This is a genomic window from Mesorhizobium sp. B263B2A, from assembly GCF_020165775.1.
GTDB lineage: Bacteria > Pseudomonadota > Alphaproteobacteria > Rhizobiales > Rhizobiaceae > Mesorhizobium > Mesorhizobium opportunistum.
The window spans coordinates 257,776-283,776 of the sequence record NZ_JAIUIU010000005.1 but is presented as its reverse complement, the minus strand read 5'-3'; the positions used below and the strand labels follow the sequence as shown (position 1 = coordinate 283,776).

The 26,001-nt window shown below is 63.1% G+C and carries 22 protein-coding genes; 10 read left to right on the top strand and 12 right to left on the bottom strand.

Translation table 11 applies throughout. The features are described 5' to 3' along the window. The first annotated feature begins 3 nt into the window (after positions 1-3). The 10 genes from LB568_RS12265 (at position 4) to LB568_RS12220 (ending at position 11,555) form a co-directional block, all read left to right on the top strand. The gene (locus LB568_RS12265) at positions 4-1,515 is read left to right on the top strand and encodes an aldehyde dehydrogenase family protein (RefSeq protein WP_224730253.1); all 1,512 of its coding nucleotides are present in this window, start codon (positions 4-6) and stop codon (positions 1,513-1,515) included. Positions 1,516-1,573: 58 nt separating this feature from the next. Next, positions 1,574-2,827: an ABC transporter substrate-binding protein gene (locus tag LB568_RS12260; RefSeq protein ID WP_013893106.1), complete on the top strand. Its 1,254-nt coding sequence runs from the start codon at positions 1,574-1,576 to the stop codon at positions 2,825-2,827. Positions 2,828-2,979: 152 nt separating this feature from the next. Then, positions 2,980-3,936, top strand: a complete 957-nt coding sequence (locus tag LB568_RS12255; protein WP_013893105.1) for a carbohydrate ABC transporter permease — start codon at positions 2,980-2,982, stop codon at positions 3,934-3,936. Next, positions 3,933-4,877 carry a carbohydrate ABC transporter permease gene (locus LB568_RS12250; RefSeq protein WP_013893104.1) on the top strand — a complete coding sequence of 315 codons (945 nt, stop codon included), beginning with the start codon at positions 3,933-3,935 and terminating at the stop codon, positions 4,875-4,877. The genes LB568_RS12255 and LB568_RS12250 overlap by 4 nt, the downstream gene beginning before the upstream one ends. 4 nt (positions 4,878-4,881) lie before the next feature. After that, entirely contained in the window at positions 4,882-5,997 is a 1,116-nt protein-coding gene (locus LB568_RS12245; RefSeq protein ID WP_224730252.1) for an ABC transporter ATP-binding protein, read from the top strand. A gap of 5 nt (positions 5,998-6,002) precedes the next feature. Beyond that, on the top strand, positions 6,003-7,502 hold the full coding sequence (locus LB568_RS12240; protein WP_224730251.1) for a GMC oxidoreductase: 1,500 nt from the start codon (positions 6,003-6,005) through the stop codon (positions 7,500-7,502). Beyond that, positions 7,499-8,260: a 3-ketoacyl-ACP reductase gene (locus tag LB568_RS12235; protein WP_224730250.1), complete on the top strand. Its 762-nt coding sequence runs from the start codon at positions 7,499-7,501 to the stop codon at positions 8,258-8,260. Before LB568_RS12240 ends, LB568_RS12235 begins: the two co-directional genes overlap by 4 nt. A 12-nt stretch (positions 8,261-8,272) precedes the next feature. Further along, positions 8,273-9,901 carry a GMC family oxidoreductase gene (locus tag LB568_RS12230; RefSeq protein ID WP_224730249.1) on the top strand — a complete coding sequence of 543 codons (1,629 nt, stop codon included), beginning with the start codon at positions 8,273-8,275 and terminating at the stop codon, positions 9,899-9,901. A 9-nt stretch (positions 9,902-9,910) separates the two neighbouring features. Further along, entirely contained in the window at positions 9,911-10,228 is a 318-nt protein-coding gene (locus tag LB568_RS12225; protein WP_224730248.1) for a Dabb family protein, read from the top strand. Positions 10,229-10,319: 91 nt separating this feature from the next. Next, entirely contained in the window at positions 10,320-11,555 is a 1,236-nt protein-coding gene (locus tag LB568_RS12220; RefSeq protein WP_224730247.1) for an MFS transporter, read from the top strand. Here LB568_RS12220 and LB568_RS12215 read toward each other — a convergent pair. The 12 genes from LB568_RS12215 to LB568_RS12160 all read right to left on the bottom strand — a co-directional run bounded on the left by LB568_RS12215 (position 11,542) and on the right by LB568_RS12160 (position 25,900). Continuing rightward, the gene (locus LB568_RS12215) at positions 11,542-12,387 is read right to left on the bottom strand and encodes an EamA family transporter (RefSeq protein ID WP_224730246.1); all 846 of its coding nucleotides are present in this window, start codon (positions 12,385-12,387) and stop codon (positions 11,542-11,544) included. The two genes, LB568_RS12220 and LB568_RS12215, sit on opposite strands and share 14 nt — an antisense overlap. 7 nt (positions 12,388-12,394) lie before the next feature. Further along, positions 12,395-13,312 (bottom strand): endonuclease/exonuclease/phosphatase family protein, encoded by a 918-nt coding sequence (locus LB568_RS12210; protein ID WP_224730245.1) that lies wholly within the window; start codon positions 13,310-13,312, stop codon positions 12,395-12,397. A gap of 120 nt (positions 13,313-13,432) precedes the next feature. After that, the gene (locus tag LB568_RS12205; RefSeq protein ID WP_224730244.1) at positions 13,433-14,986 is read right to left on the bottom strand and encodes a cation:proton antiporter; all 1,554 of its coding nucleotides are present in this window, start codon (positions 14,984-14,986) and stop codon (positions 13,433-13,435) included. 85 nt (positions 14,987-15,071) lie between these two features. Continuing rightward, positions 15,072-16,136 (bottom strand): ABC transporter ATP-binding protein, encoded by a 1,065-nt coding sequence (locus tag LB568_RS12200; RefSeq protein WP_224730243.1) that lies wholly within the window; start codon positions 16,134-16,136, stop codon positions 15,072-15,074. Between the two features lie 30 nt (positions 16,137-16,166). After that, positions 16,167-16,958, bottom strand: coding sequence for an ABC transporter permease (locus LB568_RS12195; RefSeq protein ID WP_013893093.1), 792 nt, complete (start codon positions 16,956-16,958; stop codon positions 16,167-16,169). Beyond that, a complete protein-coding gene (locus LB568_RS12190; RefSeq protein WP_013893092.1) occupies positions 16,955-17,872 on the bottom strand; it encodes an ABC transporter permease in 918 nt (305 codons plus the stop codon). Before LB568_RS12190 ends, LB568_RS12195 begins: the two co-directional genes overlap by 4 nt. Positions 17,873-17,936: 64 nt before the next feature. Beyond that, entirely contained in the window at positions 17,937-19,043 is a 1,107-nt protein-coding gene (locus LB568_RS12185) for an ABC transporter substrate-binding protein (protein ID WP_013893091.1), read from the bottom strand. Between the two features lie 242 nt (positions 19,044-19,285). Then, the gene (locus tag LB568_RS12180; RefSeq protein ID WP_224730242.1) at positions 19,286-20,458 is read right to left on the bottom strand and encodes an iron-containing alcohol dehydrogenase; all 1,173 of its coding nucleotides are present in this window, start codon (positions 20,456-20,458) and stop codon (positions 19,286-19,288) included. 18 nt (positions 20,459-20,476) lie between these two features. Continuing rightward, a complete protein-coding gene (locus LB568_RS12175) occupies positions 20,477-21,865 on the bottom strand; it encodes an aldehyde dehydrogenase family protein (protein WP_224730241.1) in 1,389 nt (462 codons plus the stop codon). Between the two features lie 180 nt (positions 21,866-22,045). Then, on the bottom strand, positions 22,046-23,416 hold the full coding sequence (locus LB568_RS12170; RefSeq protein ID WP_224730240.1) for a glutamine synthetase family protein: 1,371 nt from the start codon (positions 23,414-23,416) through the stop codon (positions 22,046-22,048). 87 nt (positions 23,417-23,503) lie between these two features. Then, on the bottom strand, positions 23,504-25,060 hold the full coding sequence (locus LB568_RS12165; protein ID WP_224730239.1) for an amino acid permease: 1,557 nt from the start codon (positions 25,058-25,060) through the stop codon (positions 23,504-23,506). Between the two features lie 21 nt (positions 25,061-25,081). Next, positions 25,082-25,900: an N-formylglutamate amidohydrolase gene (locus LB568_RS12160; RefSeq protein ID WP_224730238.1), complete on the bottom strand. Its 819-nt coding sequence runs from the start codon at positions 25,898-25,900 to the stop codon at positions 25,082-25,084. Positions 25,901-26,001 lie beyond the last annotated feature (101 nt).

Sequence of the window (26,001 nt, the reverse complement as noted above, 5' to 3'; positions counted from 1 at the left end):
AAGATGAACGCGCCTCTCAACATCGCCATGCCCGCCGAGGCTTCCGCAGCGCCGAAGACCTATCGGCTGCTGATCGATGGCAAACATGTCGATGCCCGCGACGGCAGGACGCTGGAGCGCAACAGCCCCGGCCACGGCTTCACGGTCTCGCGTTACGCGCAGGCCGGCGAGGCCGAGGTGGAAGCGGCGATGCAAGCCGCGCACAGGGCGTTCGAGACCGGTCCCTGGCCGCGCATGAAGGCGGCCGAACGCGCCGCGCTCCTGCACAAGGCGGCCGACCTGATCGAAGCTCGGCTTGAAGACATTGCCCGTCTCGATGCGCTGGAATCCGGCAAGCCGATCGCCCAGGCCCGCGGCGAGATCGGCGGCGCCGTCGACATCTGGCGCTATGCCGCTTCGCTCGCCCGCACGCTGCATGGCGAGAGCTACGCCAATCTCGGCGACGCCATGCTGGGCGTCGTGCTGCGCGAACCGATCGGCGTCGTCTCGATCATCACGCCGTGGAATTTCCCGTTCCTGATCGTCAGCCAGAAACTGCCCTTCGCGCTCGCCGCCGGCTGCACGGCGGTGGTCAAGCCGAGCGAAATGACCTCGGCCTCGACCTTCGTGCTCGGCGACATCCTGATCGAGGCCGGCCTGCCTGCCGGCGTCGTCAACATCCTGGCCGGCCTGGGCAGCGATGTCGGCGCACCGATGGTCAGCCACCCCTTGGTCGAGATGGTGTCCTTCACCGGCTCCACCCGCGTCGGCAAGATGACCATGGCTTCCGCCGCGCAGTCGCTGAAGAAGGTCTCGATGGAGCTCGGCGGCAAGAACGGCCAGATCGTCTTCCCCGATGCCGACCTCGAAGCCGCGGCCGACGCGGCGGTGTTCGGCGGCTTCTTCAATGCCGGCGAATGCTGCAATGCCGGCAGCCGGCTGATCGTGCACGAGGCGATCGCCGACGATTTTCTGGCCGCCGTGAGGACACTAACGGCCAAGGTGACAGTCGGCGATCCGCTCGACGACAGGACCAAGGTCGGCGCGATGATCTCGTCGGACCACATGGCCAAGGTGACCGGTTACGTGACGGCAGCGGCAAGCGACGGCAGCAGCATCTACAGCGGCGGCAAGCAATTGGCCTCCAATGCCGGCCAATATCTCGACCCGACCATCATCCGCGGCGTCACCGATGACATGGCCATCGCGCGTGAGGAAGTGTTCGGCCCGGTGCTCTCCGTGCTGACTTTTGAATCGATTGAAAAGGCGTTGCACATCGCCAACAACACGCCCTATGGTTTGTCGGCGGGCGTGTGGAGCGCCAGCATCGACACATGCATGTCGGTAGCGCGTGGGGTGCGTTCGGGGACGGTTTGGGTGAACACATTCATGGAAGGTTATCCCGAGCTGCCTTTCGGGGGCTACAAGCAGTCCGGTCTCGGACGCGAACTCGGCAAGCGCGCCGTCGAGGATTATACCGAGGAAAAGACAATCCAGTTTCATCGCGGCCAGCGCACCGGATGGTGGGTCGGCTGAGTTGGGAAGAACCCGGTGGGCTTCCACCGGTCGTGTAATGCAACAAGGGAGGAAGTACATGTTGCGCAAACTGCTTATCGGAACGGCTCTCGCATCGGGGCTCGCTTTCGCAGCCCATGCCGAGGACGTCAAGGAAGTGCAGATGCTGCATTGGTGGACGTCGGGCGGCGAAGCGGCTGCCCTCAACGTCCTCAAGGGCGATCTGGCCAAGGAAGGCTATGCCTGGAAGGACGTGCCGGTGGCCGGTGGCGGCGGCGACGCTGCGATGACCGCGCTGAAGGCGATGGTCGCGGCCGGCAATTACCCGACCGCCTCGCAGATGCTCGGCTACACCGTGCTCGACTATGCCGCTGCCGGCGTCATGGGCGACCTGACCGAGACGGCGAAGAAGGAAGGCTGGGACAAGTCGGTTCCGGCGGCCCTGCAGAAGTTCTCGGTCTATGACGGCAAGTGGGTCGCGGCTCCGGTCAACGTCCACTCGGTCAACTGGCTGTGGATCAACAAGGCCGTCATGGACAAGATCGGCGGCGCCGAGCCGAAGACTTTCGACGACTTCGTTGCGCTGCTCGACAAAGCCAAGGCGGCAGGCGTGATCCCGCTCGCTCTCGGCGGCCAGAACTGGCAGGAGGCCACCATGTTCGACTCGGTCGTGCTGTCGACCGGCGGACCTGAGTTCTACAAGAAGGCTTTCAACGACCTCGACGACGCGTCGCTCAAGTCCGACACGATGAAGAAGTCGTTCGACAACCTCGCCAAGCTCGTCACCTATGTCGACCCGAATTTCTCGGGCCGCGACTGGAACCTTGCCACCGCCATGGTCATCAAGGGCGATGCCCTGGTGCAGGTCATGGGCGACTGGGCCAAAGGCGAGTTCCACGCCGCCAAGAAGACCCCGGGCACGGACTTCCTGTGCTATCGCTTCCCGGGCACCGACGGCTCGGTGATCTACAACTCCGACATGTTCGGCATGTTCAACGTTCCGGACGACCGCAAGGCCGCCCAGGTCGCACTGGCCACCGCCACCCTGTCGAAGAGCTTCCAGTCGGCCTTCAACGTCGTCAAGGGTTCCGTTCCGGCCCGTACCGACGTTCCGGACACCGACTTCGACGCTTGCGGCAAGAAGGGCATCGCCGACCTGAAGGCCGCCAATGAAGGTGGCACGCTGTTCGGTTCGCTGGCCCAGGGCTACGGCGCGCCTCCGGCAGTCGCCAATGCCTACAAGGACGTCGTCTCCAAGTTCGTGCATGGTCAGATCAAGACCTCGGACGAAGCCGTGACCGAGCTGGTCAAGGCGATCGACGACGCCAAGTAGGCGCTACGCCAGAAAACACCTTCCCCGCTTCGGCGGGGAAGGTTTTATCCCAACGATTGGCCGGCTCAACAGCATGCCGACCGAAGACCCGTATGCACGGGCCGCTTGCCGCCTGACGGCAGAGCACGGACGACCCAAAACGGGAGGAGCTCATGAGCACGGTAGCGACAAGCCAAATCAAGCTGACGCCGGAGCACACCAGGCCACGCGCCTCGGTGCGCTCGCGCCTGCAGGACGCCTTGCCGAAGATCGTGCTGGCGCCGAGCTTCGCCATCACCATCGTCTTCGTCTACGGCTTCATCCTGTGGACGATCTATCTGTCCTTCACCAACTCCAAGACCTTCCCGTCCTATGTCATCACCGGCTCGCGCGCCTATCAGCGGCTGTGGGGCTGGACCTTCGACACCGACCCGCCTTCGAGCTGGTACACGTCGATCACCAATATGGGCATTTTCGGCTTTCTCTATATCCTGATCTGCCTGGCGCTCGGCCTGTTCCTGGCCATCCTGCTCGACCAGAAGATCCGCGGCGAAGGCGTGCTGCGTCCCATCTACCTCTATCCCATGGCGCTCTCCTTCATCGTCACCGGTGTCGCCTGGAAATGGTTCCTCGATCCGGGTCTTGGCCTCGAGCAGACGTTGCACCAGTGGGGCTGGACGAGCTTCCATTTCGACTGGATCAAGAACAAGGATTTCGTCATCTACACGGTGGTCATTGCCGGCGTCTGGCAGGCTTCCGGCTTCATCATGGCGATGTTCCTGGCCGGCCTGCGCGGCATCGATGGCGAAATCATGAAGGCGGCGCAGATCGACGGCGCCACCACCTTCCAGCTCTATCGCCGCATCGTCATTCCGCTGCTGCGGCCGATCTTCCTGTCGGCCTTCATCGTGCTCGCCCACCTTGCCATCAAGTCCTATGACCTTGTCGTGGCGCTGACCTCCGGTGGACCCGGCGGCTCGGCCTGGCTGCCATCCAACTTCATGTACGAGTACACTTTCAAGCGTAACGAGATGGCTGTCGGCTCGGCAAGTGCGGTGATCATGCTGATGACCATCGTCGCCATCATCGTGCCCTATCTCTATTCCGAATTGCGGGAGAAGCCGCGATGAGCGCTGTCACCACTCCCGCCCGCCAAGCCTCCGGCGGCGTCAATGTCAAACTCGTCAACCGCATCGTCATCTATGGGCTGCTGGCGCTGTTCGCGCTGTTCTACCTGATGCCGCTGTTCGTCATGCTGGTCACCTCGTTCAAGACCATGGACGAGATCCAGAACGGCAACATGCTGGCGCTGCCCAAGGCGCCGACCTTCGATCCATGGCTGAAGGCCTGGGGCGAGACCTGCGTCGGCCTCACCTGTGCCGGCATCAAGGGCTATTTCTGGAACTCCATCAAGATGGTGGTTCCGGCCGTCATCATTTCGACGATGCTCGGAGCGCTGAACGGCTACGTGCTGACCAAATGGCGTTTCCGTGGCGCCACGCTGGTGTTCGGGCTGATGCTATTCGCCTGCTTCATCCCGTTCCAGTCGGTGCTGTTGCCGATGGCCACGATCCTCGGCAGCCTCGGCCGCTTCGGCGTGACGCTGCAGAATTCGATCGGAACCAGCTTCGGGCTCGGCAATCCGACCGTAAACCTGGTCTTCGTCCACGTCGTCTACGGCCTCGGCTTCACCACCTTGTTCTTCCGCAACTATTACGAGGCGTTCCCGACGGAATTGGTGAAAGCCGCCCAGGTCGATGGTGCGTCCTTCTTCCAGATCTTCCGCCGCATAATGCTGCCGAACTCGATGCCGATCTTCGTCGTCACCGTGATCTACCAGTTCACCAACATCTGGAACGACTTCCTGTTCGCCTCCGCCTATGCCGGCACCGGCGACTCGATGCCGATGACGGTGGCGCTCAACAACGTCGTCAACACCTCGACCGGCGTCGTCGAATACAACGTCAACATGGCGGCGGCGATGATCGCCGCACTCCCAACCCTTCTCGTCTATGTGCTCGCCGGCCGCTATTTCGTGCGCGGTCTCATGGCCGGCGCCGTCAAAGGATGATCCGATGGCTTTTCTGGAAATTGATGGTCTGAGGAAGCGCTTCGGCCAGGTCGAGATACTCAAGGGCATTGACCTCGATCTGGAAAAGGGTGGCTTCCTGGTGCTGGTGGGTCCCTCCGGCTGCGGCAAGTCCACGCTTCTCAACACCATCGCCGGGCTGGAGACGATCACCTCGGGTGAAATCCGCGTCGACGGCCGCGCCATCAACGATCTCCACCCTTCGAAGCGCGACATCGCCATGGTGTTCCAGAGCTACGCGCTCTATCCGAACATGACGGTGGCCGGCAACATCTCCTTTGGCATGGAGATGCGCGGCGTGCCGGCGGCGGAGCGCCAGAAGGCGATCGACAAGGTGGCCAAGGTTTTGCAGATCGGCCACCTGCTGCAGCGCAAGCCGAGCCAGCTTTCAGGCGGCCAGCGCCAGCGCGTCGCCATGGGGCGGGCGCTGGTGCGCGACCCCAAGCTGTTCCTGTTCGACGAGCCTTTGTCCAACCTCGACGCCAAGCTGCGCGTCGACATGCGCATCGAGATCAAGCGCCTGCATGCCACCACCGGCACCACAATCGTCTACGTCACCCACGATCAGATCGAGGCGATGACGCTGGCGACCAAGATCGCCGTCATGCGCGACGGCGAGGTGCAGCAGTTCGGCACGCCGGCCGAGATCTACAACAACCCCAGCAATTTGTTCGTTGCCGACTTCATGGGCTCGCCGGCGATGAACCTGATCCCGGCGACCATCGCCACCTCAGGCAATGCACTGTCCGTTGTGCTGCAGCGCGAGGCGCGCGAGCCCATCACCTTGCCGATGGCCAATGCCCCGGCGGGCCTGTCGGCTTTCCAGGGCAAGCCGATCATCTTCGGCGTCCGCCCGGAGGCACTGACCGATCCGGAAGGTGCGGAACGAAACGCCTCGAACATCGCCACCGCTGACCTGCACATCGAAGTGGTCGAGCCGGCTGGTTCCGACACTTTCGCCGTCACCAATCTCGGCGGCAAGGGCGTGGTGGCGCGGCTGCGTGCCGACGCCAACATCCAGCCGGGCACCAGCACGCCGCTCGCCTTCAATCTGACCAAGGCGGTATTCTTCGATCCGGCGACCGAAAACCGCATCCTCTGAGCGAAATGACAAATCCCGATATCGTCATCATCGGCTCCGGCATTGGCGGCTCGACAATTGCTTCCGGCCTGGCCGGCAGCGGCGCCTCGATCCTGATGCTGGAGCGCGGCGACCCCTTGCCGGCAACGCCGCATGCGCGCGATACGCGTTCCATCTTCGTCGACGGCCACTACCGGCCGAAGGAGATGTGGCGCGAGGCCGGTGGAGCGGCCTTCAACCCCGGTAATTACTATTATGTCGGCGGCAATTCGAAATTTTACGGCGCGGTGCTGATCCGCTATCGCAAGGAAGATTTTGCCGCCATGGAACATTTCGGCGGCGTCTCGCCGGCCTGGCCTTTTTCCTATGACGAATTCGAGCCCTGGTATTCCAAGGCCGAGCAGCTGTTTCGCGTCCGCGGCGCACTGGGCGAGGATCCGACCGAGCCGTTCCACTCGGTCCCCTATGCCTATAAGCCGGTGCCCGACGAGGCGCCGATCGCGCGCGCCCGCGCCGAGCTCAAGGGACTGGGCCTGCATCCCGCCTCGCTGCCGCTCGGCGTCGATATCAACACTTGGTTGAAGGAAGGCAAGACCGGCTGGGACGCGTTTCCCAACACCGGCCAGGGCAAGGTCGACGCGCAGACCGGACCGCTGACGGCGGCACTGACGGACACCAATATCCGGCTCGAAACTGGCTGCTATGTCGAATACCTGGAGACCTCGGCCGACGGCAAAACGATTGCTGCCATCCACTATCGGCAGAATGGCGAGCTGAAAAAGGTCGCGCCGAAGCTGGTGATCCTGTCCGCCGGCGCGGTCAATTCCGCCGTTATCCTGCTGCGCTCGCCGTCTTCCGATGGCAAAGGCCTCGCCAACAGCTCCGACCAGGTCGGCCGCAATTTCATGAACCACAATTCGAGCGCCATGCTGGCGATCGATCCGCGCCGCCGCAACGATGCCGTCTACCAGAAGACGCTGATGCTGAACGATTACTACCTGTCCGACGGCAAGGGCGGCAAACCTCTGGGCAATGTCCAGCTGCTCGGCAAGATCGACGGCAATATGCTGAAGGCCAACGTGAAGTCGATGCCGAAATTCGCGCTCGACTTCATGGCCGGCCACGCCGTCGACTGGTACCTGATGTGCGAGGACCTGCCCGATCCGGAAAGCCGCATCATGGTCGACGGCAAGGACATCGTCATGCAGTGGCGGCGCTCCAACATGCAGTCGCTCGATGGGCTGACCAAGGTGATGCGCGAAAACTTCCGCGCCTGCGGTTACCCCATCGTGCTGTCGCGCCCCTTCGACAAGCGCACCCCCTCGCATCAGTGCGGCACGGTCAAGATGGGCGACGACCCGGCGACCGCGCCGCTCGATCCGTTCTGCCGGTCCTTCGACCACCATAACCTGTTCGTCGTCGACGGCAGTTTTTTGCCGAACTCGGCCGCTGTGAACCCCGCGCTGTCGATCGCAGCTCAGGCGCTGCGTGTCGCCGACCATATCCGCAAGGCTAGCCTCCAATGACCCGCCCGTCGGCCCTTGTTACGGGCGGCGCGCGCGGCATTGGGCTTGCCTGTGCGGAGGCACTGGCCGATGCCGGCTTCGACATCCTCGTTGCCGATCTGGCCGAGAAAGCCGCAGACGGGCTGGCCGGGAACATCACCGCACGCGGCGCGAAATTCGCCTACACCCAATGCGACATCGCAGACCTCGACACCCACACAGCACTTGTCGATGCCGCGCTACGCGCCTTCGGCCGCATCGACTGCCTCGTCAACAATGCCGGCGTCGGCGCCGTCGTTCGCGGCGATTTGCTGGAGCTAAAACCGGAGAATTTCGACCGCACGCTCGGCATCAACCTGCGCGGCACCGTGTTCCTCAGCCAGGCCGTCGCCAAGGCGATGCTGGCCGCACCAGGCGACGGCCCAAAATCGATCATCACCATCACCTCGGTCAGCGCCGAAATGGCGTCGCCCGAACGCCCGGACTACTGCATCTCCAAGGCCGGGCTTTCGATGTGGGTGAAGAACCTTGCGCTCAGGCTCGCTCCGGAAAACATCGGCGTGTTCGAGGTGAGGCCGGGCATCATCCGCACCGACATGACTGCAGGCGTGACCGCCAAATACGACGCCCTGATCGACGGTGGACTGGTGCCGGCAAAGCGCTGGGGCGAAGCATCAGACATCGGCGCCGTGGTGGCGACGCTTGCCGCCGGCAAGCTCGGCTTTTCGACCGGCTCGATCATCAATGTCGACGGCGCCCTCTCCGTGCCGCGGCTGTAAGTGGACAGTGTCATGACCGACTACATCATCGTGGGCGCCGGCCCGGCCGGCTGCGTTCTGGCCAACCGGCTGAGCGAGGACCCGGCCAATTCCGTGCTGCTGCTGGAGGCCGGTGGCAAGGACTGGCATCCCTATATCCATATGCCGGCGGGCTTCGCCAAGATGACCAAGGGCATCGCGTCCTGGGGCTGGTCGACCGTGCCGCAAAAACACATGAAGGACCGCGTCTTCTGGTACACGCAGGCCAAGGTGATCGGCGGCGGTTCCTCCATCAACGCCCAGATCTACACGCGTGGCAATGCCCGCGACTATGACGCCTGGGAGAAGGAAGGGGGTCTTGCCGGCTGGGGCTATCGCGACGTGCTGCCCTACTTCAAGCGGGCCGAGAACAACCAGCGCTTTGCCAACGACTTCCACGGCGACCAGGGCCCACTCGGCGTGTCGAACCCGATCTCGCCGCTGCCGATCTGCGAGGCCTATTTCCGCGCTGGCCAGGAGATGGGCATTCCCTTCAACCCGGATTTCAATGGCGCTGCCCAGGAAGGCGTCGGCTACTATCAGCTCACCCAGAAGGATGCCCGGCGTTCCTCCGCTTCGGTGGCCTATCTCAAGCCGATCCGCGCCCGCAAGAACCTGACCGTCAGGACCGATGTTCTGGTGACCCGCATCGTCGTCGAGAACAGTCGCGCCATCGGCGTCGAGATCGTCGACAGGCCAGGCGGCGAGAAGAAAATCTTGCGCGCCGAGCGCGAGGTGATCGTCTCGTCCGGCGCCATCGGGTCGCCGAAGCTGCTGATGCAATCGGGCATCGGCCCAGCGGACCATCTCAAGTCGGTCGGCATCACGCCGGTGCACGACCTGCCCGGCGTCGGCTCCAACATGCAGGATCATCTCGATCTGTTCGTCATCGCCGAGTGCACCGGCGACCACACCTACGACAATTACGCCAAGCTGCACCGCACCGCCTGGGCCGGCCTGCAATATCTGCTTTTGAAAAAGGGGCCGGTCGCCTCCAGCCTGTTCGAGACCGGCGGTTTCTGGTACGCAGACCCGACCGCCGGCTCGCCCGACATCCAGTTCCATCTCGGCCTGGGCTCAGGCATCGAGGCCGGCGTCGAGAAGCTGAACAATCCCGGCGTCACCTTGAACTCGGCCTTCCTGCGGCCACGCTCGCGCGGCACCGTTCGCCTGAAGAGCGCCGACCCGGCCGACCATCCGCTGATCGATCCTAACTACTGGTCCGATCCCTACGACCGAGCAATGTCGATCAAGGGACTGCGGCTGGCGCGCGAGATCATGCGGCAGAAGGCGCTTGCCCCCTACGTGCTGCGCGAGGTGCTGCCCGGCCCTTCGCTCGCCAGCGACGACGAGCTGTTCGACTACGCCTGCCGCAGCTCCAAGACCGATCACCACCCGGTCGGCACCTGTCGCATGGGCCATGATGAGATGGCGGTGGTGACGCCGGATCTCAAACTGCGCGGCATCGAGGGATTGCGTGTCTGCGATGCTTCGGTGATGCCGCGCGTGCCCTCCTCCAACACCAACGCACCGACCATCATGGTCGGCGAGAAGGGTGCCGACCTGATACTCGGCCGCGAGCCCTTGCCGCCGGCTGTGTTTTCCGGCAACCGGGCTGCTTAGGAGCAAAAGATGATCAGGCACTGTGTCTTCGTCAAATTCCGCAATGATGTCGGTATCGGTGAACACAAGGCGATCCATGCCGACCTCGAGGCGTTGCGCCAGGTGATCGACGGCATGGACACCGTCCATTTCAGTGCCAATGTCAGCCCGGAGCCGTTCGCGCGCGGCTTCAGCCATGGCCTCACCATCGATTTCCGCGATGCCGCCGCGCGCGACGCCTATCTGGTGCATGAAGCGCATCAGCGGGCCGGGGCCCGGCTGGTCGCCGCACTGGAAGGCGGCACCGACGGGTTGATGGTCTTCGACCTCGAGCTTACGAAAAAGTGACCGCTTAGCCTTTCGAAAGCCGGCTGAATGCTGTTCTCTTTTGCCAATCGGGCGACATATCGTTCCTTTGGGGGATACAAAGGAGGACGCCTTGAACCTCACTGCCGAGCAGAAGAAAACCGTCCTGGCCTCGTTCCTGGGGTGGACGCTGGATGCTTTTGATTTCTTCCTGCTGACATTCCTGCTCACCGATATTGCGAGTGAATTCCAGACAGACGTCCCGGCGGTCTCAAAGGCACTGTTCCTGACCTTGGCGATGCGCTTCATCGGCGCGTTCTTCTTTGGCATGCTCGCCGACAAATACGGGCGCAAGCCCATCCTCATGCTCAACATCGTCAGTTACTCGGTGATCGGCGCGCTCGCCGCCTTCTCGCCCAGTCTCGGCATCTTCCTGGCGCTGCGTGCGCTGTTCGGCATCGCCATGGGCGGCGAATGGGGGCTCGGCAGTTCGCTCGCCATGGAATCCGTCCCGCCGAGTGCACGCGGCTTCGTCTCGGGCATCCTGCAATGCGGCTATCCAGCCGGCTACCTGCTGGCGGCCGTGGTCTATGGTCTGCTCTATCAGCAGACGATCGCCGGTTACACGATCGGCTGGCGTGCCATGTTCCTGCTCTCCTTCATCCCGGCGCTGATCGTGCTCTTCATCCGCTCGCATGTGCCGGAATCGCCGGCCTTCGTCGAGGCGCAGAAGACCGCCAGGCCCGGCATGCTGGAAACGGTGCGCAAGCACTGGGGTATTGCGCTCTATGCCGTCGTGCTGATGATGTTCTTCAATTTCTTCAGTCATGGCACGCAGGATCTCTATCCGACCTTCCTGAAGAAGCAGCATGGCTTCGATCCGCATACGGTGAGTTGGATCACCATCGTCGCCAACATCGGCGCCATCGTCGGCGGCCTGGCGTTCGGCGCGCTGTCCGAGAAGATCGGCCGCGTCAACGCCATCACGCTCGCCTGCCTGATAGCGCTGCCGTCGATTCCGCTATGGGCCTACAGCTCGACACCGTTCATGCTCGCCGTCGGCGCCTTCGTCATGCAGGTCGCCGTCCAGGGCGCATGGGGCGTCATCCCGGTGCATTTGAACGAGCTGTCGCCCGGCGCTGTGCGCGCGACCTTGCCCGGTTTCATCTACCAGGCCGGCAATCTGGCGGCGTCCTATGGCGGCCCGTATCAGGCCGGCATCGCCGAAGCGCCTGGAGGCAGCTATGGCTACGCACTGGCGCTGTTTGCCGGCGTGGTCGCCATCTGCATCATCGTCGTCATCCGCTTCAGTCCCGAACGGCGCGGCCAGGTCATGACGGTGCTGGACCACGAGGTCAGCCGAGTCTGAGCGCCACCACACCGGCGACAATGCTGAGCGCGGCCGCGCCGCGCCAGCCCGTCATCTTCTCGCCGAGCGCGAAGACCGAGATCATCATGGCAAACAGGATCGAGGTCTCGCGCAGCGAGGCCACCGAGGCGATCGGCGCCTTGGTCATCGCCCACATCACGATCCAGTAGGCAGCGCCGCTGAGCACGCCTGTGAACAGTCCGGTCTTCCAGTCGCGCGCCAGAACAGGAAGCGCCTTGGGACCCCGGAAGATCAGGCACAGCACCAGGGCGCCAAAAGCATCGCAAATGAACAGCCAGGCGGCATAGCTCTGCGCGGTGGCCGCCAGCCGCGCGCCGCTGCCGTCCGACAGCGTGTAGCTGGCGATGAAGATCGATGTGCCGAGCGCAAAACCGACCGCGCGCAGGTTCAGCTTCTCCAGATGCGCGCCGCCGCGAAACGACATCACCAGCGTGCCGGCCGACAACAGGAAGATGCCCAGAATGGCAAGCGGCGCCGGCACTTCGGCAACGACGAACATGCCGCCGAGGGCTGCCAGCAAAGGTGCCGTGCCGCGCGCCAGCGGATAGGTCTGGGCGAAATCGCCGGCCTGGTAGGCGCCGATCAGGAAGGTGCGGTAGCCCATGTGGAAGAGGACCGAGGCGATGATGTAGGGCCACACCTGCGCCTTCGGCACCTCGACGAAGGGCAATACCACCAGGCCCGCGACACCCATGCCCAGCGTCATCAGCGTGATCGACAGGAAACGGTCGAGATGGACCTTGACCAGCGCGTTCCAGATCGCGTGCATGGCGGCGGCGGCAAGCACCACGAAGAAGACGAACAGGGTCATGCACAGCTCATGTGGCGATGCCCGGCGTCTCCAGATCGATGTCGATCCGCAGCGGAAAATGGTCCGACGCAATCTCGCCGATGTCGGCGCCAACCGAGCGCACGCGGCCCGCGAACATGCCGCCGACAAAGCAATGGTCGAGCCGGCGGTTCGTCAGTTTGCCGTCGATGGTCTTCACATGAGTGTGGAAATCCCGGGTGTGGAAATCCAGGACCGGCTCGCTGGCGACAGCGGCTGCGTCAACGAAGCCGTCCAGATAGGCGGCACCGCGATGATAGGGCGTGCTGCCGACGATGCGGCGGTATTCCGCGCTGCCCGGCTCCATGTTGAAATCGCCCATCCAGATCGCCGCCAGCGGATTTTCCGGCTCGGCCTCGCCGCTGGTCCAGTTGCGCGACGGCTCGTCGTCGGCGCCGCTCCACGGGCCACCCTCGGAAGGCGCCCGGCGGTGTTGGGCGAGCAGATAGTCGATCTGCTCCAGCCGCTCCTCCGCCGCGATGTGGGCGAGGTGCAGCGACAGCACCCGCAGCGGCCCGGCCGGTGTGCGGATCATGCATTCGAGTGCGGCGTTGCGGGTGTTGAGCGGCCGCAGCGTACGCCGCATCGGCAGCGCGTGAAGCCGCGACCAGGCGATCGGCAGCTTCGACAGCACCATAGTGCCGAACTGCCGGCGCCGATTGACCAGGCGGCCGTCGCGCCGCTCGCTGGCGTCCATGTCCAAGGCCGGTCCATAGACCCAATGATAATCCGGCAGCAGGCGTGAAAGCAGTTCGGGCTGGTCGTCGAAATTGCTGCGCTGCCAGTGCCGCTCCACCTCTTGCAGCGCAATGATGTCGGCGCCGGCAACGATCCGCGCCGCGCGCGAAAGATCGTAGCGGCCGTCGCTGCCGAACCCGTACTGGATGTTGTAGCTGACCAGCTTCATTGCTTATCCGGCTCAATTTCGACGTTGGCAGTAGCGGTTCGGCGAATTGGTTGCAATGTGCAGCGAAATGGCATCGGCTTGGGCCAGAAGCCTCCCTGCCGGCCCGGCTGCCTAGTCGGCCTAGTCGGTCGTCAGGGGTTGGAACCGGCCAGCCGGCGACGCCGCCAGTTCCGACCAGTCGATCTCTTCCTCCAGCCGGTGATAGGCTTCATCGCCGATCGTGCCGTTGCTGCGCAATTCCTCGAGCGTGTCGCGCTGGCGGTTGATGGCATAGAGGCGCAACCGGTCATATTCGGTTGCGGCTTGCGCGTCGTCCGGGTTTTCAGCGATCACACGCTGAGCCTCATACTGCTCGCGCACGACGGCGGCCGCCGCCGACGTCTTGCGGCTCAACACGTCGAGCGCGGCCTGCATGACGGCGACGCGTGCCTGAGCCACTTCGCGATCTATTGTCGTATCCCGTTCGAAGTCGAGTATCCGCAGCAGGGGCTTCAGCGTCATGCCTTGCAGCACGAGCGTGCCCAGAACCACCGCGAAGGCCGCAAGCACGATCGGATCACGACCGGGAAAATTGGCTGGCAGTGCAATGGCCACCACCAGCGTCACCAACCCTCGCATGCCGCACCAGCCGACGAGAATGGCGCCGCCGAACGTCGGCAACTCCCGCCTTGCCTCTTTGCCACCGAAGCGGGCAATCCATCGGATGATCGCGACGTAACTCGCCACCCAGACAAGACGTGCGACGATAACGACGACCAGCACCGTTGCGGCGAAAAGGAAGGCTTCGCCTTGCCCGTCTCCGGCCAGCCGGCCGACGATCGAACGCGCCTGCAGGCCCATCAGCACGAAGGCCAGCACGTTGAGCACGAACACTGCCGATTCCCATACCGAATAGGTGCTGACGCGGCGTCTCGCCGACATGCGGCGCGGCGCTGTGCGCGCAATCGTCATGGCATAGACGACGATGGTGATGATGGCGGACAGGCCCAGCCTGTCAGCCAGTATCCAGACCCCGAAAGTCCCGGCGAATTGCACCACCGTGCTGCTTGCCGCGTCCTCGATACGGGTGAGCGTCAAGAGTGAGATGCGGCCAAACAGGTAACCCGCGATCAGGCTGCCGATCGTCCCCAGCAGGATCGTCGGAACGGCGTTGCTCAGCATGATCGAGCCGAGCGCGGCCGAAACCGCCAACCGGTAGATCAGCAGCGCGGTGGCGTCGTTGAGCAGGCTCTCGCCTTGCAGGATGGCGGTGATGCGATGCGGTACCTTGAACTGGCTGAGCACAGCGCTTGCCGCCACCGCATCCGGTGGCGCCACGATGGCGCCGAGCGCGATGGCCGCCGCGATCGGCAGGCCGGCCATCTTCCAGCCGACGAAGGCCACGACGGCAGTGGTGAAGACAACGGCGCCCAGCGCCAGCAGCGCCAGCGACAGCCGGTAGCGCTTGAGGTCGCGCAGCGACGTGTCATAGGCGGCATCGAGAAGCACCGGCGCGATGAACAGGGCAAGCGCCAGTTCCGGATCGATCTCGATCGTTGGCGCACCGGGTACGAAAGCGATCGCAACCCCGGCCAGCGCCAGCAGCGACGGATAGGGAATCTCCAGCCGTCGCGACAGCGCCGTCAGCGCAACGGCGGTCAAAAGCAGGACAAGCGTCAGTTCGAAGAGAGCCATGGCTCATCGTAGCGACGGAACAAGCCGATTGGCAGTGCCAAAGTCATTACAGTAGGCAGTTACGTGCCGTGTGGTGGCGCGGCGGTTAGTGCAGCACCAGCATGTCGCCCGACGAGAACGAAATCTCGGCCTTCTCGCCGACGGCGGGCGGCGGCGTCGCCGGGCTGTTGAACGTGTCGAGCGACACCGTGTTGCCGCCGATGCCGACGCGAACCCGGATCACCGAGCCGAGGAAGTGGACTTCGGAAATCTCGCCGGACAGGCTGGAATCGCGGCCAGGCTGACGGCCGAGCGAGATCGCTTCCGGCCGCAGCGCCAGCGACAGCGTGTCGCCGGACTTCGAACCATTGAGCTTGCCCTTGAGCGAGACTTCCTGGGTGTTGACCTGCACCTTGCCGGCCGCGGCATCGGTGACCTTGCCTTCGAGCACGTTGAGCGTGCCGACGAAATTGGCAACGAACTTGGTCGCCGGCCGGTTGTAGATCTCGAACGGCGTGCCGACCTGCTCGGCCTTGCCGCCATACATGACCGCGATGCGGTCGGAGATCGACAGCGCCTCTTCCTGGTCATGGGTGACGAAAATGGTGGTGATGCCGAGCTTCTTCTGGATCGAGCGGATCTCCTCGCGCAGCGACACGCGCACCTTGGCGTCGAGCGCCGAGAGCGGCTCGTCGAGCAGCAGAAGCTTCGGCTTCGGCGCGATGGCGCGCGCCAGCGCGATGCGCTGCTGTTGGCCACCGGAGAGCTGGTAGGGATAACGATCGGCCATCTGCGGCAGTTTGATCATGTCGAGCATCTCGGCGACACGCCTGTCGGCATCGGCCTTCGACATGCCGGCGACCTTCAGCCCGAAAGCGATGTTCTGTGCCACGGTCAGGTTGGGAAACAGCGCGTAGGCCTGGAACACCATGCCGACATTGCGCTGGTTGGGCTTCAGCCTCGTAATGTCCCTGCCTGCGACGACGATCTTGCCGGCCGACGGCTCCTCGAAGCCGGCGACCATGCGCAGCACGGTGGTCTTGCCGCAACCGGACGGCCCGAGGAAGGAAACGAATTCACCGGGCTCGACGTCGAGACTGAAATCCTGGACCACGGTGTTGGAACCGTAGGACTTTCGCACATGCTGGATGGACAGGAATGGCTCGGCCATGGCTTTTTCTCTCAGGTCAGTGCTTTTCGTTCAGTTCGGGCGGTTCGCCGATTTCGGCGCGAAGCGGGACAGGATCTGGATCAGCGACATGCAGCCCCAGGTAATGGCGAAGGCGATGATGGCAAGGGCCGCCGGTTCATAGGCGCGGTTGGCGCCGATGTTCTGCAAATACGGGCCGAAGGCCGGGCGATTGAGCAGGCTGGCCATGGTGAACTCGCCGATGACGATGGCAAAGGTCAGGAAGGCGCCCGACAGCACGGCGATCAGCACATTGGGCAGGATGACGCGGCCGATGATCGTTCCCCAGCCGGCGCCCAGGATCTGTGCCGCTTCCGTCAAGGTGCGCACGTCGATGGTGCGCAGCCCGGTATCGACCGCGCGATACATGTAAGGCAGCGCCAGCGTCGCATAACCGATCACCAGCAAGGCATTGGCGCCCATGTTGCTGCCCAGGAACGGAAGCGGCGAATTGGAGCCGTACATCCTGATATAGCCGAAGACGATGACGATGGCCGGAATGACCAGCGGCAGCAGCGTGATGAATTCGACGATCGGCCTGAGCTGCGGCAGGCGCAGCCGGATCCAGTAGGCCGCCGGCACCACGATCAGCACACCCAGAATGATGGTGAAGATGGCAGCGACCACCGAATACAGGAAGGTCGACTGGAAGCGCGCGTCGCCCAGCACGATCTGATAGGCGTCGAAGGAATGGACGCCTCGGCGCATGCGCAGCGAAAACTCGACCGTCGCCATCAGCGGAATGAAGAAATAGGCCGCACCGATGATGAAGACGACCCAGGCCCAGAATTTTCCCGACTTCATTTCAGCCACCTCTCCGAGCGAGTCCGGAACCAGATGTAGAAGACATTGGCGAGTCCGGTGATGACGATCATGCCGAAGGCGATGGCATAGCCGAGCTGCGGATTGTGCAGCACGTCGCCGTTGATCTGCGAGTACAGCTTGATGGGAACGATGTTGAGCGCCGGACCGGCAAACGCATAAGCGGTGGCGATGGCGCCGAAGGCGTTGGCGAACAGAAGGATGACCGTTCCAAGGAAGCTCGGCCATATCACCGGTATGACCACCATGCGCCAATACTGCGCCTGAGTGGCGCCGAGCGTCGCTGCCGCCTCGCCCCATTCCTTCTTCAGTCCGTCAATGGCCGGCACGATGATGACCACCATCAGCGGAATCTGGAAGAACAGATAGACCGCGATCAGGCCCGACGTGGTGAGGAAATTGAAGCCCATCGCATAGATGTTGATATTGAGCACATCACGCAGAAGCGTTGTGACGATGCCGACACGGCCGAGCGTGGCCAGGAACGCGAAGGCGAGCGGCAAGCCCGCGAAATTCGACGCGACACCGGAAAAGGTCAACGTCGCGGAGCGCGTCCAGCTCGGCAGCCCGCCGCGCACGATGGCGATGGCGATTGCCAGGCCGGCAAAGGCGCCGATGATGGCCGACCAGAAACTGATCTTGATCGAGACCCAATAGGAACTGCTGATCGAGGGATCGCTGACCAGTTGCAGGATGTTGTCCAGCGTGAACTGGCCATCGCTTCGCTGGAAAGCTCCCACCACGAGATAGATCGTGGGCAGGATCAGGAACATCAGGGCGAAGATGAAGAACGGCGCCACACCAATCCATTGCGTCGGCAAGCGGAAAGCGGTCGCCTCGTTCGGTGGCGCGGGCTTGGTGGCAATCGTTCGATTTGAAAGCGAGAGGTCGGTCATGCGCCGGCTACCGTCTTCGAGGGAAGGCCGGGCGGCCTCGCGACCGCCCGGTGGATTTCAAGTCTTACTTGACGTTGGCGCCGACAACGGCGTCCCAGTTCTTGCTGATGACTTCCTTGGCCTTGCCCTGCTCGTCGAGCGTCGGGAATGCGGCCGAGGCGTAGGATTCCGCCGGCGGCAGCTTGGCCAGCACGTCCGCCGGGATCTTGCCGTTCTTGGCGAGATCGTTGAAGCGGATCGGGTGGCAATAGCCCTTCAGCCAGCCGACCTGGCCTTCGTCGGAATAGAGGTATTCCATCCAGAGCTTCGCTGCGTTCGGATGCGGCGCAAAGGCGCTGATGGCCTGCACGTAGACACCAGCGACGACGCCGGTCTTCGGCACCACGACATCGACGGGCGGGTTGCCCTTCAGCGTGTCGCGGCCAGCAAGCGCGTTATAGTCCCAGTTGATTAGGATCGGCGTCTGGCCCTGGGCGAGCGTAGCGGGCTTGCCAACGACTGGGACGAAATTGCCGGCGGCGTTGAGCTTCTTGAAGAAGTCGAGACCAGCGGTACCGGCAGCTTCACCAGCGGCAGCCCCCGACGACAGGCCGGCGGCATAAACCGCCTGGATGGCCTGGTTCGAAGCGCGCGGATCACCGGCGACGGCAACCGCGTTGGCGAATTCAGGCTTCAGCAGGTCCGCCCAGTCAGCCGGCGCTTCCTTGATCAGATCCTTGTTCACCATGAACGAAAGAACGCCGTAGTAGTCGCCGTACCAGGCGCCGTCGGCATCCTTGGCGCTGTCAGGGATCGAGTCCCAGGTCGACACCTTGTAAGGCATCAGCAGGCCGTCGGCCTTGGCGGTCGGACCGAAGGACAGGCCGACGTCGATGACGTCGGGTGCCTGCGGGCCCTTGTTGTCCTTGTTGGCCTTGATCGCCTCGACCTCGTCGCCGGAGCCGGCATCGGGGTTGAGCTCATTGATGGTGATTTCGGGATACTTAGCCTTGAAGCCGGCGATGACGTCGCCGTAACCGCACCAGTCATGCGGCAGCGCGATGGTGGTTAGCTGGCCTTCAGCCTTGGCGGCCTTGACGAGATCATCCAGCGAAGCCGCGGACGAAATCACCGACGACACCATCAGTGTCGCGGCCGAAAGGGAAAGCACTTTCCCCGTGAATTTGAACATGTGTTCTCTCCGTTGAACTGACGCCGTTGGACGCCTGCGATGCGGTAGCGTTTTCGTGTGACAGCCAGATGAAAGGTTTGTGAAACCATTGGCCGGCAGCGGAAAAGTTAACTCTTTTTAACGGGCTGTAGCAATTAGCCGTCACTTATTTTTCCGGCTAATCACTTTCTGCCTTGTTCTCCATCCCTTCCCCCTTGGTTAGCGCTTATTTTCAGATCAACTTTCCGCAACGGCAGGCCGTCTCAGATCGTGCCGGCGATCGCGTTTTCCAGCAGCGTCAGTGCCGCCTTCTTGGTCAGCTTGACCGGATTGCCGCCGGCCGTCGGATCGACCACCGCCATGTCGGCGATCAGCGCCTTGCGCTTCTTGTCCATGTCGAGCCCCTTGATCAGGCCCGGCAGCGCATGCGGCACCTTCAATTCCTTGCGCAGCTTGATGATCGCCTTGGCGAAGCCGTCGAAACCGCCCTTGATGCCACAGTAGGCGGCGAGCCTGGCGATACGCTCCTCGATGGCGTCACGGTTGAAGGCGAGCACATAGGGTATGAACACGGCGTTGGTCATGCCGTGATGGGTGTCGTAGAGCGCACCGATCGGATGCGACAGCGAATGGATGGCGCCGAGCCCCTTCTGGAAGGCGGTGGCGCCCATCGCGGCGGCACTCATCATGTGCGCGCGGGCGACGAGATCCCGGCCGTTGGCGAAGGCCTTGGGCAGGTTTTCGAACACCAGACGCACGCCTTCGACCGCAATGCCGTCGGCCATCGGATGATAGCCCGGCGCGCAATAGGCTTCGAGGCAATGGGCCAGCGCGTCCATGCCGGTGCCGGCTGTGATGAAGCCCGGCATGCCGACCGACAGTTCCGGGTCGGCGATCACGATCGCCGGCAGCAGCTTGGGATGGAAGATGACCTTCTTGGTGTGGGTCGCCTCATTGGTGATGACCCCGGCGCGGCCGACTTCCGACCCGGTGCCGGCCGTGGTCGGCACCGCGATGATCGGAGCGATCGCATCCGAATTGGCGCGCGTCCACCAATCGTCGACATCCTCGAAATCCCACACCGGCCGCGTCTGGCCGGCCTGGAAGGCGATCAGCTTGCCCAGATCGAGCGCCGAGCCGCCGCCGAAAGCTATGACGCCGTCATGCTTGCCCTTCTTGAACACGGCAATGCCGGCGGTCAGGTTGGACTCGACCGGGTTCGGCCTCACCTCGGAGAAGACGCCATAGGGGATTTTGGCGTCGTCGAGGATCTTCAGGGTCGAGGCCACGACCGGCAGTTTGGCCAGGCCCGGATCGGTGACGAACAAAGGCCGCTTGATGCCGGTGGCACCAAGCACCTCGGGCAGTTCCTTGATACGCCCGGCGCCGAAGCGAACGGTGGTGGGGTAGTTCCATTTGGAGATCAGCTTGGACATTTTTTGTCTTTCGAAAAATCAGATGGCTTCGCGCAGGTGGAAGGATTTCGGCCGGGTCAGATTGTCGTAGCCGATGGCTGACAGCCCCGCGCCCTTGCCGGTGTCCTTGACGCCGGTCCAGACCAGGGCCGGATCGAGATAGTCGCAGCGGTTCATGAACACCGTGCCGGTCTCGACGCGGTTGCCGATCGCCACCGCGTGCTCGGTATCGCGCGTCCAGATCGAGGCCGTCAGCCCATAGGGACTGTCGTTCATCAGCGCGATCGCCTCCTCGTCGTTGCGCACCTTCATGATGCCGACGATCGGACCGAAACTCTCCTCGCGCATGACGCTCATCTGGTGATCGACCTCGGTCAGCACCTCCGGCGCCAGATAGGGCGAGCCAGCCTTGTCGTCGGCCATCTTCATGTTGATGTGCGCCTTGGCACCCTTGCGCAGCGCCTCGGCCTTCTGCTCGCGGATCAGATCGGCGAAACGAGCCTGCGCCATCGGCCCCATCGTCGTTGCCTGATCGAGCGGATTGCCGACGACATAGTTCTTCGTCTCGGCGATGAAGCCCTCGACGAATTCATCATAGACCTTTTCGTGCACATAGACACGCTCGATGCCGCAGCAGCATTGGCCGGAATTGTAGAAGGCGCCGTCAACCAGATTGGCGACCGCATGGTCCATCTTGGCGTCGGGCAGCACATAGGCCGGGTCCTTGCCGCCAAGCTCGAGCCCGAGCGTCATGAAGGTGCCCGCCGCCGCCTTTTCGATGGCACGGCCGCCGGCGACCGAGCCGGTGAAATTGACATGGTCGATCTTGCCCGAACCGAGCAGCTTTTCGGTCTGGGCATGGTTGAGCACGACATTCTGGAACACGCCCTTGGGCAGGCCGACCTTGTCGAAGGCCTGCTGAAAACGCTCGCCGACGAGCAGCGTCTGCGCCGCGTGCTTCAGGATGACGCTGTTGCCGGCCATCAGCGCCGGCACGATGGTGTTGACGGCCGTGAGATAGGGATAGTTCCAGGGCGCGATAACCATGACCACGCCGAGCGGATCCTTCTTCACATAGCGGCGGAACCCGTCCTTCGGGTTGGAGGCCGGCACGGATTTGAGCGCCGCCTCGGCGATCTCGACCATGTAGTTGGTGCGTTCCTTGACGCCTCCGAACTCGCCGCCATAGCGGACCGGCCGCCCCATCTGCCAGGCGATCTCCGGCACGATCTCGTCGGTCATCGCGACCAGCGCTTCCAGCATGGCGAGCATGTATTTGCCGCGCTCGACGATCGGCACCTGCGCCCACTTCTCCTGCGCCGCCTTGGCGCGCTCGACTGCCGCATTGACCGCCTGGTCCGTTGCGATCGGCCGCTCGGCATAGATCGAGCCATCGACGGGGGTGATGAGTTTGACCGTTTCGGTCATCGTTTAAGTCCTCGCACTTCTTTAAAATCGAAAATCATCGGTCTTTGTGCTGCCTCATCCGCCCGCCGGCACCTTCCCCGTATAGTGACGGGGAGAAGGGAACGCTCCAAGGTCGACGCATCCTCCACCCGTTCTTCACTGGGAGAGGGTGAGGGGCAGCGCGGACGCTTCGCAGCCAATCTAGTACCGCTCGAATCCCCTGTGCAGTTCCCAATCCGTAATGCGGCGATCGTATTCGAACTGCTCCCACTTGGCGGTGTGGACGTAGTGTTCGAGCACGTCCTCGCCGAGCGCCTGTTTCAGCATCTTCGACTTCGCCAGCGTCTCGGTGGCATCGCGCAGCGTCTTCGGAATCTCCGGCAGGCGAGAGGCCTGATAGGCATCGCCGACGAAGGGGTTCTGCAATTCGAGCTTCTCGTCGATGCCGGCAAGGCCGGCCGCGATCAGCGCGGCGAAGGCGAGATAGGGGTTCAAATCGGCGCCACCGATGCGGCATTCCATGCGGATGCCCTTGGTGCCCTCGCCGCACAGGCGGAAGCCGGCCGTGCGGTTGTCCTCGCTCCACATGATCTTGGTCGGCGCGAAGGTGCCGGCCTGGAAGCGCTTGTAGGAGTTGATGTAGGGCGCCAGGAACCAGGTGAACTCCTTGGCGTATTTGAGCTGGCCCGCCGCCCATTGCTGGCCGAGCGTGGACAGCGTCCAATCAGCCTTCTTGTCGAAGAACAGCGGCGTCTTGCCGTCGGCGCTCCACAGCGAATTGTGGATGTGGCTGGAGTTGCCGGCGAGCCCGTAATTATATTTCGACATGAACGAGATCGCCTTGCCCTCGGATTCGGCAATCTCCTTGGCGCCATTCTTCAGGATGACGTGGCGGTCGGCCATGTCCAGCGCCTCGGCATAGCGCACATTGATCTCTTCCTGACCCGGACCCCACTCGCCCTTGGAATTCTCGATCGGGATGCCGGCCGCTTCCATCTCGTTGCGAAGCCGGCGCATAACGCCTTCTTCCTTGGTGGTGATGCCGATCTGGTAGTCGCCGATATAGGGCGAAGCGGTGTCGAGACCCTGCCAGTGCTTCTTGCGGGCGGAATCGTAGGTTTCGTTGAACAGATAGAATTCAAGCTCGGACGCAAAATAGCCGATATAGCCGCGTTCCGTCAGCCGCTTGATCTGCTTCTTCAGGATGGCGCGCGGCGAATGCGGCAGGTCGTCATGGGTGTGGTGGTCGAGCACGTCGCAGATCACCAATGCTGTCTTTTCCAGCCACGGAATGCGCCGAAGCGTGGCGAGATCCGGCTTCATGACGAAGTCGCCATAGCCCTTCGACCAGCTTGCCGCCTTGTAACCGGGCACCGGCTCCATATCGATGTCGGCGGCCAGCAGATAGTTGCAGCCATGCGTCTCATCATGCGCGGAATCGACGAAGTACTGTGCCAGGAATCGCTTTCCCGCCAACCGGCCCTGCAGGTCGACGATGCAGGCCAGCACCGTGTCGATCTCGCCGCTGGAGACCGCTTTCTTCAACTGATCGAACGAGAAATTTCCGGCCATTCCTGTGGCACTCCAGTGCTTGGTCGTTGAAAGGGGAAAACGAAACCATGGCCGGCGCGATGCCGGCCATGGTTAGTGATGGTCATCTCAGTGGCCGGTCTCGCCGACCGCCTGCTCCGCTGCCTTGATGGCCGCCTGACGCGCCGCGATGATGTCGCCGAGCGGCGGACCCTGGAAGCGGTTGCGCTCGAAGGCAAACCAGACGATCGCCGTCAGAATGAAGAAGCCGACGGTGATGTAGAGCGCCCAGTCGTTGGGCGGCTGGATGCCGATGACGAAGATCAGGATCATCGACAGGATCGACAGGAAGGCGAACAGCATGAACACGCCGCGCCCCATGTTCCACGGTCCCATCTTGTCCCACTTCGGCGTTCCCCAGGCCAGCATGCCGAGCACGATCGGCACGGTGAAGGACAGGAACAGGAAGATGACGGTGCAGGACACCACGATGGTGTAGGCCGAGGTGCCGGCGACAGAAACCAGCGTCGAGCCCCAGACGAACAGCACCGACAGGACCGACGCCGTCCAGATCGCCGCCACCGGCGTGCGGTAGGTCGGGCTGACCTTGGCGAGCGCCGCCGAGCCAGGCAGGCCGCCGTCACGCGAGAAGGCGAAGATCATGCGCGACGCTGAGGTGACGGTTGCCAGGCCGCACAGCAGCTGCGCGACGAACACGACGAGGTAGACGAACTCCTTGATGCCGGGGCTGACGCGCTGGTCGAAGGCCCAGAAGAACACGTTCCAGCCCTGCTTGGCGGCGTCGTCCATGTTCGGGATCATCAGCACGAAAGCCGCGAGGAACAGGTAGCCGAACAAGGCCGACCAGATCACCGACATGACCATGGCGCGTGGCACGGAAGAGGCCGCCTTGATGGTTTCTTCCGAGGTGTGCGCCGAGGCATCGTAGCCGGTGATCGTATAGATCGGCAGCAACAGGCCAAGCGCGAACACCCAGGCATTCGACACCGACGGCCAGACGCCGCCGCCCGCATCGCCGGAATAGTTATGGAAGGTGAAGAGACGGCTGAAGTCCCAATGCTCGGCAGAAATCAGGCAGACCACCGCGATCAGGATGGCGCCGAAGAAGATCAGGTAGCCGGAGAAGTCGGTCAGTTTCGCCGTCAGCTTGATGCCGAGATGGTTGATCAGTGCCTGAAGACCGGTGACGACGACCAGGAAGATCATCTGGTTGGTCAACGTGCCTTCGATGCCGAGAGCCGGACCGAAGGCGCCGATGAAGAACGTCCAGGTGCCGACATTGATGGCGCCGAGAACGGTGATCAGGCCGAGCAGGTTGAGCCAGGCCGTCACCCAGCCGGTACCGCGATTGCCGAGAATCGAACCCCAGTGATAGAGGCCGCCGGCGGTCGGATAGGCCGAACTGATCTGCGACATGGCGACCGCGAAAGTCAGCGACACGAAGCAGCCGACCAGCCAGCCGATGCCGATGCCGATGCCGCCGGCGCCCGACGTGCCTTGCGCCAGCGAGTTGATGCCGCCCGACAGGATGCAGATGATGGAGAAGGAAACCGCGAAGTTCGAGAAACGGCTGAGACGCCGCTCCAGTTCCTGGGCGTAGCCCATGCTATGGAGGGCCTTTACGTCCTCCGCCTTGTCAATGTCTGTATAACCCGGTGCTGCCATTAGTATTCCCCTGTTTGTTTCTCAGCTGGCCGATTGGACTGACTTTCTGACTGAATGCGATCTGGGCCGCGTGGCCTCCTCTGGTTCCAGATCCGAAAAAATGCCGGTGAGCAGATCCGCCCATTTCCGCTGCCCGGTGTCGCCGGAGATTTCATCGTTGCGGATTTCTATCATGGCGCAGGGCAGCCCGCGTGAGCGCGCATGCCGTTCCAGCGTGAAATAGACGCGGTCGGCAGGCGAATAGGGTTCGTTGACGCCGACTGCGATGCCGGCGAGCCGCTTGAGCGCCGATATCAGTGGCGATGCCAGCCGGCGGTCCTCGTCGTGAATGATGCCGATATGCCAGGGCCGGTTGCGGCTCTTGTAGACCGGCGTGAAGGAATGGACGGAGACCAGGCGGGTCTCCTGACCGCGCGCCAGCCTGTCCTCGACAATGTGCTCGATGGCGTCGTGAAACGGCTGCCAGGCAAGGGCGATCCGCGCCGCGCGCTGTTTTTCCGACAGGCCCGTATTGCCGGGTATGGCCGTTGTCTCGCTGACCGGCGGCACAAGGTCCGGCGCGTCGAGCGGCCGATTGCAGTCGATGACGAGACGCGAAATGCGGGTTTCGACCAGCGTGGCATCGAGTGCCTGCGCCATGCGCATTGCCACCGGCAGCGCGCCGGGATCCCAGGCGATGTGCCGGGACAGATCCTCGGTGGCAAGGCCGAGCGTGCCGAATTCGGCGGGCAGGAAATTGGAAGCGTGATCGCAGGTCAGCACGAAAGGGCTCGATCCGCCCGGGTTCGTCACCCTCACGGTATCGGACGATGCAGGGCTGGCGGGCCGTGCTTTCTCCATAGTCTGCGGTCCCCGGGGAGCGCTGTATCGTATGTTACGTATTTTGCCTCATTGCGTCCCTACGGATGATTTCATACAGTTTGTCCGGCTTTGTCAAATGC

Coding starts and splice junctions, on each gene's coding strand:
- LB568_RS12265 (WP_224730253.1), top strand. CDS start 4: ATGAACGCGCCTCTCAACATCGCCATGCCCGCCGAGGCTTCCGCAGCG.
- LB568_RS12260 (WP_013893106.1), top strand. CDS start 1,574: ATGTTGCGCAAACTGCTTATCGGAACGGCTCTCGCATCGGGGCTCGCT.
- LB568_RS12255 (WP_013893105.1), top strand. CDS start 2,980: ATGAGCACGGTAGCGACAAGCCAAATCAAGCTGACGCCGGAGCACACC.
- LB568_RS12250 (WP_013893104.1), top strand. CDS start 3,933: ATGAGCGCTGTCACCACTCCCGCCCGCCAAGCCTCCGGCGGCGTCAAT.
- LB568_RS12245 (WP_224730252.1), top strand. CDS start 4,882: ATGGCTTTTCTGGAAATTGATGGTCTGAGGAAGCGCTTCGGCCAGGTC.
- LB568_RS12240 (WP_224730251.1), top strand. CDS start 6,003: ATGACAAATCCCGATATCGTCATCATCGGCTCCGGCATTGGCGGCTCG.
- LB568_RS12235 (WP_224730250.1), top strand. CDS start 7,499: ATGACCCGCCCGTCGGCCCTTGTTACGGGCGGCGCGCGCGGCATTGGG.
- LB568_RS12230 (WP_224730249.1), top strand. CDS start 8,273: ATGACCGACTACATCATCGTGGGCGCCGGCCCGGCCGGCTGCGTTCTG.
- LB568_RS12225 (WP_224730248.1), top strand. CDS start 9,911: ATGATCAGGCACTGTGTCTTCGTCAAATTCCGCAATGATGTCGGTATC.
- LB568_RS12215 (WP_224730246.1), bottom strand. CDS start 12,387: ATGACCCTGTTCGTCTTCTTCGTGGTGCTTGCCGCCGCCGCCATGCAC.
- LB568_RS12210 (WP_224730245.1), bottom strand. CDS start 13,312: ATGAAGCTGGTCAGCTACAACATCCAGTACGGGTTCGGCAGCGACGGC.
- LB568_RS12205 (WP_224730244.1), bottom strand. CDS start 14,986: ATGGCTCTCTTCGAACTGACGCTTGTCCTGCTTTTGACCGCCGTTGCG.
- LB568_RS12200 (WP_224730243.1), bottom strand. CDS start 16,136: ATGGCCGAGCCATTCCTGTCCATCCAGCATGTGCGAAAGTCCTACGGT.
- LB568_RS12195 (WP_013893093.1), bottom strand. CDS start 16,958: ATGAAGTCGGGAAAATTCTGGGCCTGGGTCGTCTTCATCATCGGTGCG.
- LB568_RS12190 (WP_013893092.1), bottom strand. CDS start 17,872: ATGACCGACCTCTCGCTTTCAAATCGAACGATTGCCACCAAGCCCGCG.
- LB568_RS12185 (WP_013893091.1), bottom strand. CDS start 19,043: ATGTTCAAATTCACGGGGAAAGTGCTTTCCCTTTCGGCCGCGACACTG.
- LB568_RS12180 (WP_224730242.1), bottom strand. CDS start 20,458: ATGTCCAAGCTGATCTCCAAATGGAACTACCCCACCACCGTTCGCTTC.
- LB568_RS12175 (WP_224730241.1), bottom strand. CDS start 21,865: ATGACCGAAACGGTCAAACTCATCACCCCCGTCGATGGCTCGATCTAT.
- LB568_RS12170 (WP_224730240.1), bottom strand. CDS start 23,416: ATGGCCGGAAATTTCTCGTTCGATCAGTTGAAGAAAGCGGTCTCCAGC.
- LB568_RS12165 (WP_224730239.1), bottom strand. CDS start 25,060: ATGGCAGCACCGGGTTATACAGACATTGACAAGGCGGAGGACGTAAAG.
- LB568_RS12160 (WP_224730238.1), bottom strand. CDS start 25,900: ATGGAGAAAGCACGGCCCGCCAGCCCTGCATCGTCCGATACCGTGAGG.